This is a genomic window from Devosia sp. P2_G7 (assembly GCF_056403495.1).
On sequence record NZ_JBFUFI010000027.1, the window covers coordinates 1 to 5,294 of the forward strand.

Annotated in this window: 4 protein-coding genes and 1 pseudogene; 2 read left to right on the plus strand and 3 right to left on the minus strand. The window is 61.4% G+C overall.

What is annotated here, in order from left to right; genetic code table 11:
* Positions 1 to 555: 555 nt before the first annotated feature.
* Together AC1DWU_RS23010 and AC1DWU_RS23015 are read left to right on the plus strand one after the other, a co-directional pair.
* Positions 556 to 1,122, plus strand: a complete 567-nt coding sequence (locus AC1DWU_RS23010; RefSeq protein ID WP_477152351.1) for an alpha-ketoglutarate-dependent dioxygenase AlkB — start codon at positions 556 to 558, stop codon at positions 1,120 to 1,122.
* A gap of 230 nt (positions 1,123 to 1,352) precedes the next feature.
* Positions 1,353 to 2,232 (plus strand): annotated as a pseudogene (locus AC1DWU_RS23015) (anti-CBASS protein Acb1 family protein).
* 464 nt (positions 2,233 to 2,696) lie between these two features.
* Here the strand turns inward: AC1DWU_RS23015 and AC1DWU_RS23020 are convergent.
* From AC1DWU_RS23020 to AC1DWU_RS23030, 3 genes are all read right to left on the minus strand, one after another.
* Positions 2,697 to 3,059 carry a hypothetical protein gene (locus tag AC1DWU_RS23020; RefSeq protein WP_477152352.1) on the minus strand — a complete coding sequence of 121 codons (363 nt, stop codon included), beginning with the start codon at positions 3,057 to 3,059 and terminating at the stop codon, positions 2,697 to 2,699.
* A gap of 220 nt (positions 3,060 to 3,279) precedes the next feature.
* Entirely contained in the window at positions 3,280 to 3,834 is a 555-nt protein-coding gene (locus AC1DWU_RS23025; protein WP_477152353.1) for a GNAT family N-acetyltransferase, read from the minus strand.
* A gap of 108 nt (positions 3,835 to 3,942) precedes the next feature.
* Entirely contained in the window at positions 3,943 to 4,326 is a 384-nt protein-coding gene (locus AC1DWU_RS23030; protein WP_477152354.1) for a GFA family protein, read from the minus strand.
* Between the last annotated feature and the right edge of the window lie 968 nt (positions 4,327 to 5,294).

A 5,294-nucleotide genomic window follows, 5' to 3' on the forward strand; every position in this document is an offset into this window, starting at 1 on the left:
TCCGGCGTCCGGCGGGCAACGCTGCAACTCAGGTTCGCTCGCCGGATCGCCAAGCATTGATGCCCTGTGGCCGCAACCTGGGGACATCAAGAAAGGAGCGGGGTCGCCCCAAACCGGCGGTCCCGCTCCGCTAACAGAAGGCGGAAACCAAAGCTCCGCCGCGACCTCGACTAAGGCTCAAAAGCCGCGTCGACGTCATCGAAGCGGCCGTGCGGGGCTCACCCTTTGTGGCGACGCGAAAGTTGGTCTGACGAGCGCGCCGGCCTAAACGCAGCCGCCGCAAGGAACTCTCCGAGCTCATAGGTTGTGCCCGCGCCGCCGGATGCAGCGTTGGGCACATGCCGCACCGACACGATGTCACCGTCGGTGGACAGAAGTAGCCACCGATCGCCGCTCTCGCTCGTGTAGAAGACGCGTTCGCCGTTTTGCATGTCGTACCTCGTGGGCGTGGCTTAGAGCAAGGTAGGCGGTTGGCCGCGGGAAACATACTCACTTTCACACATCGAGACGGCCGGGCGCCGCGGAACCAACCTCTGCCGGCTCCATTTCTGTTGGATGGCGCAGGATGATCTCTTTCCCGAGTTGCAGGCAACGCCGAGCGGATTGAAATATGATCCTGAACTGATCGGATCTGCCGAAGCCGCGGACCTGGTGCAACTGATCGCGCCGCTGCCATTCAGGGAGTTCGAGTTCCACGGCTTTACGGGCAAGCGCAGGGTGGTGTCCTTTGGATGGAAATATGACTTTTCCACCCAACGCCTAGAGAAGATCGGCCACATTCCCGACTTTCTCCTTCCCTTGCGGGACAAGGCTGCGCGCTTCGCGAGCCTTCCTCCGGAGACGCTGGAGCAGGTGCTCGTCACTGAGTATCAGCCGGGCGCTGCAATCGGTTGGCACAAGGACAAGGCGGTGTTCGATGAGGTGGTCGGGGTCTCGCTCGGGGCCACCTGCACCATGCGCTTCCGCCGCCCGCGCAATGGGCATTGGGAGAGAAGAAACGTGACGCTGGAGCCCGGGTCGGCGTACCTCATTTCGGGCGAGGCACGCACGGACTGGGAGCACTCCATCCCGCCTGTCGCCAACCTGCGCTATTCGGTGACCTTCAGGTCAATGAAGCGGTAGCACGCGAGCGTGGCGCGCTATTTGCTGCCGTACATCTGTTGCTGCTGCCGCATGGCAGCCAACAGCAGTTCGAGCTTGGTGACGGGTAGTTGCGGGACGGGCTTCGCGTCGCTCTTCGGGGCGGTCATCTGAATCTCCGCGTCTGTCATCCACTAACATTTTCGTCGAACTGAAGGTTCCGAGCGCAATGGCGAGCCGCTCCGGACAGTCTGACCAACTTGGTCAGCAAAATGGGAACCGAGCGGGACAAGTCCGCGTCCTCGACCTATGTCCTGACACAGCTGACCGATGCTCAGTTGCTGGCGGCCTACACCAGCGCTTGGCTCCCGCGGAAGATTGTCGACATCCCTGCCTTCGATTCCGTGAAAGCATGGCGTGACTGGCAGGCCGAGGCCGACCAGATCGAGACCATCGAGGCCGAGGAGAACCGAACTTCATGGCAAGCCCTGGGGGACGAGGGCGACAAGTCATCCTCGAGCGCTACACGCTGGCCAACATGTCGAAGGGCATCAACGGTACGCTGATGCACGACAAGGAGGAGGAGGGGTATGAGACCAAGTCGGCGAATTTCGCCAACCTCCCAGAAGTCCTGGACCGCTTCCTGCAGATCGTCTCGGGCGCTACTGATATTCCCGCGACGCACCTCCTCAGGTAGTCCCCCGCGGGCATGAACGCCACCGGCGAGTCCGACCTGCGGAACTATTACGACCGTCTCAGTGCGATTCAGGAGATCGAGATGGAGCCCGCCATGGCCCGCCTCGATGAGTGCATCATCCGCTCGGCGCTCGGCACTCGCGACCCGGACATCTACTACGACTGGGCACCGCTCTGGGCTCTTTCCGAGAAGGAGCAGGCGGACATCTTCAAGACCAAGGCGGATGGCGCACGAGCAATCGCCGGGACCGGCACCAGCCCACCGCTGATGCCGATCGACGCGCTGTCCGATGCGCTGGTGAATACATTCGTCGAAGACGGCTCACTGCCGGGCCTCGAGGCTCCATCGACGAGTACGGCAAGCTGTCGGAGCAGGAAGAGGACCAGGAGGAGGTCGAGGCGTCCATCACGCCGACATCCACGGCGGCCCGCTTAGCTTGCTCGTCCTGCTGGTGAATACCCCAGCCAGAGCTTCGTAGTTCGCGATTTCCTCGCGTCTTGCGGCTCGCCGGGGGTCTTTGAGCGCGCTTTGGTAAGTCAGATTTCCGATCAGCGACGACCGTCGGCGCCGGGAACCTGTCTTCTGGGTATGCCTTTCGCGTGGCCATCTCCTCTGCTGGGCAACACGACCAGCAGATTCAATTTCGATACGACATCGACGTTCCCAGGAACAAGATAACAAGACTGGCACTCATGGACGTAAGCGGGACGCTTGCTGCAGCTCCTCCGTGCTCATCGCGTCGTGCCAGCGCCATTTGGGTTCGAGTTGCTCCCATAGCTTGTCGCTGATCGGGCCCAGACTGTTTTCGGCAATGGCCCGCAACGTTGTGAATGTGCAGAATTCGGCCGTTCACGATCGCTCCTGCAATGCCGGCGTCGAATGTCCACTGGTCCACCACCCGAGCCTCCGGGCGAAGGGCCTAGCTCTTCTTCTGCCCGGCCTTTTTGTCCTGGCCGAGAACGGAAGCCGCCAGCTTCTTCGCTTCCTTGGCGGCTGTCTTCGCTCCGCCGAGGATATTGCCGGCGAGGCTCGACAACGGCGAGCTCGATTCTTTCTTTGCCCCAGCACCCTTGGGTGCAGCTTTGGGAGCAGCGGACTTGGCTGCTGGCTTCGCCGCGGGTTTAGGGGCGGCCTTGGCGGCCGGAGCCGTCTTAGCCGCGGGCTTTGCTGGTGGTTTCGCGGCAGCTTTGGCTGGCGCTTGAGACGCTGGCTTTGCAGCGGCCGGTTTGGCAGCTGCCTTTGCTGCGGGCTTTGCGGTCGACTTCGAAGGTGCCTTGGCCATTTCGGTGGTCCCTCAGATGCGATTAGCAGAGCAACTGCCGATTCTGGGACGACCGCAAGACGGGCAAAGACTTTCTACCCGGAGATACTTTGATGCAATTCATTGATGCTGTCGCCGTCACGGGAACGCGCCGGCTTGCAGATGGCTACCTTGTTGCCGAAGCTCACTGCGTCCGCACCCGTATTACTGGGCAAGCTAGAACCGGGGGGCTCGCCGCACTTCACCATCCCCAGCCGGGGAGTCTCAGTTCTTCCGTTTCAAAGTCCGTGCGGTTGGTGCGGGCGCGGTCGGAGCAGAACAGCATCATTGGCGTTCCCTGGGCTGGTTCCGACATCGCCGGGTGACCGAAACTTGCCCGCAGTGTCGGCATCGGCTCCCAACCGTGCGCTGCATAGAGCGAGGTAGTGGCTGGATCCGTAAACAGGATCGCAGCATCTGCCTTGCCGTCGTTCCTGATCATCTGTGTGCCGGCCCGCACAATGTCTGTGCCGTGCCCGCGCCGCCGAAAGGCAGGATAGGTCAGCACGTCGCCGAGGCAATAGAGGCGATACCGCTGGTCTACGTGCTCGACATCGACCCAGATAACACGTCCGTGGCTGAAGAGCGCGTGGCGTTCGTGAACAACCAGGTGGACAGGGTGACGTTCGGCAGGGACCAGGGGGCCCTCGAGGTTGTACTGATATTCATCGTGCCAATGGAGCCGAATGAACGATCTGACTTGATGTTCATGAGCCTCGGGGAGCGTATCGGTGGTGAAGATCGAGAGCTGAGCCATCCTCAGCTTGAATCATATCCTCCGCAAAAATGGCAAGAGGCAGTATCCCAGCCTTTCAAGTTTCACCGGCGACCAGATGCCGGGAGCTGAGGCCCCCGGAGTTGAGTGTCAGGCCTCGTTCCTCGTGTGGCGCGCGGCGGAGGGAATGTCGGGGAGCCAAGGCTCTCGCCTTATCGCCCATACCTCAACGCCGGGTTCTATGCCGTTCGGCGCGTCGTCGAGTGTTCCTAGAAAGACTTCAGCTTCCGTCTCGGACAGGAAGAACAGGCGTGATCCGCATTCTGGGCAAAATGAGCGCCGCCCAAAGGTTTTCAACTCACCACTGATTTCGACGCGGTCCAGGTTCCACGTGGCAGTCGCGGAGAAGATCGAGCCCGTGAGCTTTCGGCACGTGGTGCAATGGCAAAGCCCCGACCTAATCGGCTCGCCACGCACCGCATAGCGAACGGCTCTGCATAGACATCCGCCTTCTCTCCTCAGTTCTTGCGGCATTTTCGCTCCCAGAAAGCAAGGTCATGCAGTTTGTTGACGCTGTCACCGTGGCGGGTACGCGCCGCCTTACAGACGGATATCTTGTTGCCGAAGCTCACTGCGTCCGCACCGGTATTCAGCACTATTCTGGCACCGAAGTCAGAAACGCGCGAGATGAAGCAGGTGCGGATCTACCGCGCAGTCGATCAGGTCTTCGCCGATGCGAGCATACAGGGCTTCAGGGGCGGGATTTTTTTGGGAACTGTACTCCGATGGATCGCCCTAATTCTAAGTCCGGACGCAACGCTTCGAGCACCGTAGGCTCGCCGGTGGCGCCACAATCCAATGACGTCTGCGGTACAACTTGGGGCAGTAATGATAGGATAGAGCCGCCCGAACGTGGCTCCGTCCCGCCCGGGCCTCCCCGATCTGCGAGGAACTCCGCAGCTCAAAAATCGATCCGATTCCTTGGGCTATCGCCAGTTGGCGGACTGACCCACCAGCACGATGCCAAGAGCGATTAGAACGACGATAGCCAGCCAGGCTGCAACCATCCACCCAATGCCGTAACGCCCCCTGAGCACGCGACCCTCCAACATGGGCCCGTGGCGCTTAACTCTGCTGGACCCGGAGCATCAGGGCGGAACATTAGCTTGGTTTGCGTTTGGTGCAATGGGCGATGCCGAGGGCATTAACGCACGTGTGCACGCGCCAGCACCAATGCCTCGCGGTAACCCCGACATCCATCTAGGAACCCCGGCAGCCCCTCCCGGATCGCCGGAGGAGCCCCTGATCCAACTGTCGCCAAACTCCCCCCGGCGCCAACCGGCAATCGATCTCATGGGTCTTCGAAAAGTCTTTGGGGGGTCGGTTCGGACGTCAGATGGTCCGCCGCCTCCTGCAGCGCGGCGACGCGATCACATTCTCAAGGGACGCCACGGCGTCGGCTGGATGGACGCGCGGTTTTCGCGTCCCCGTTGGGCCGGCCG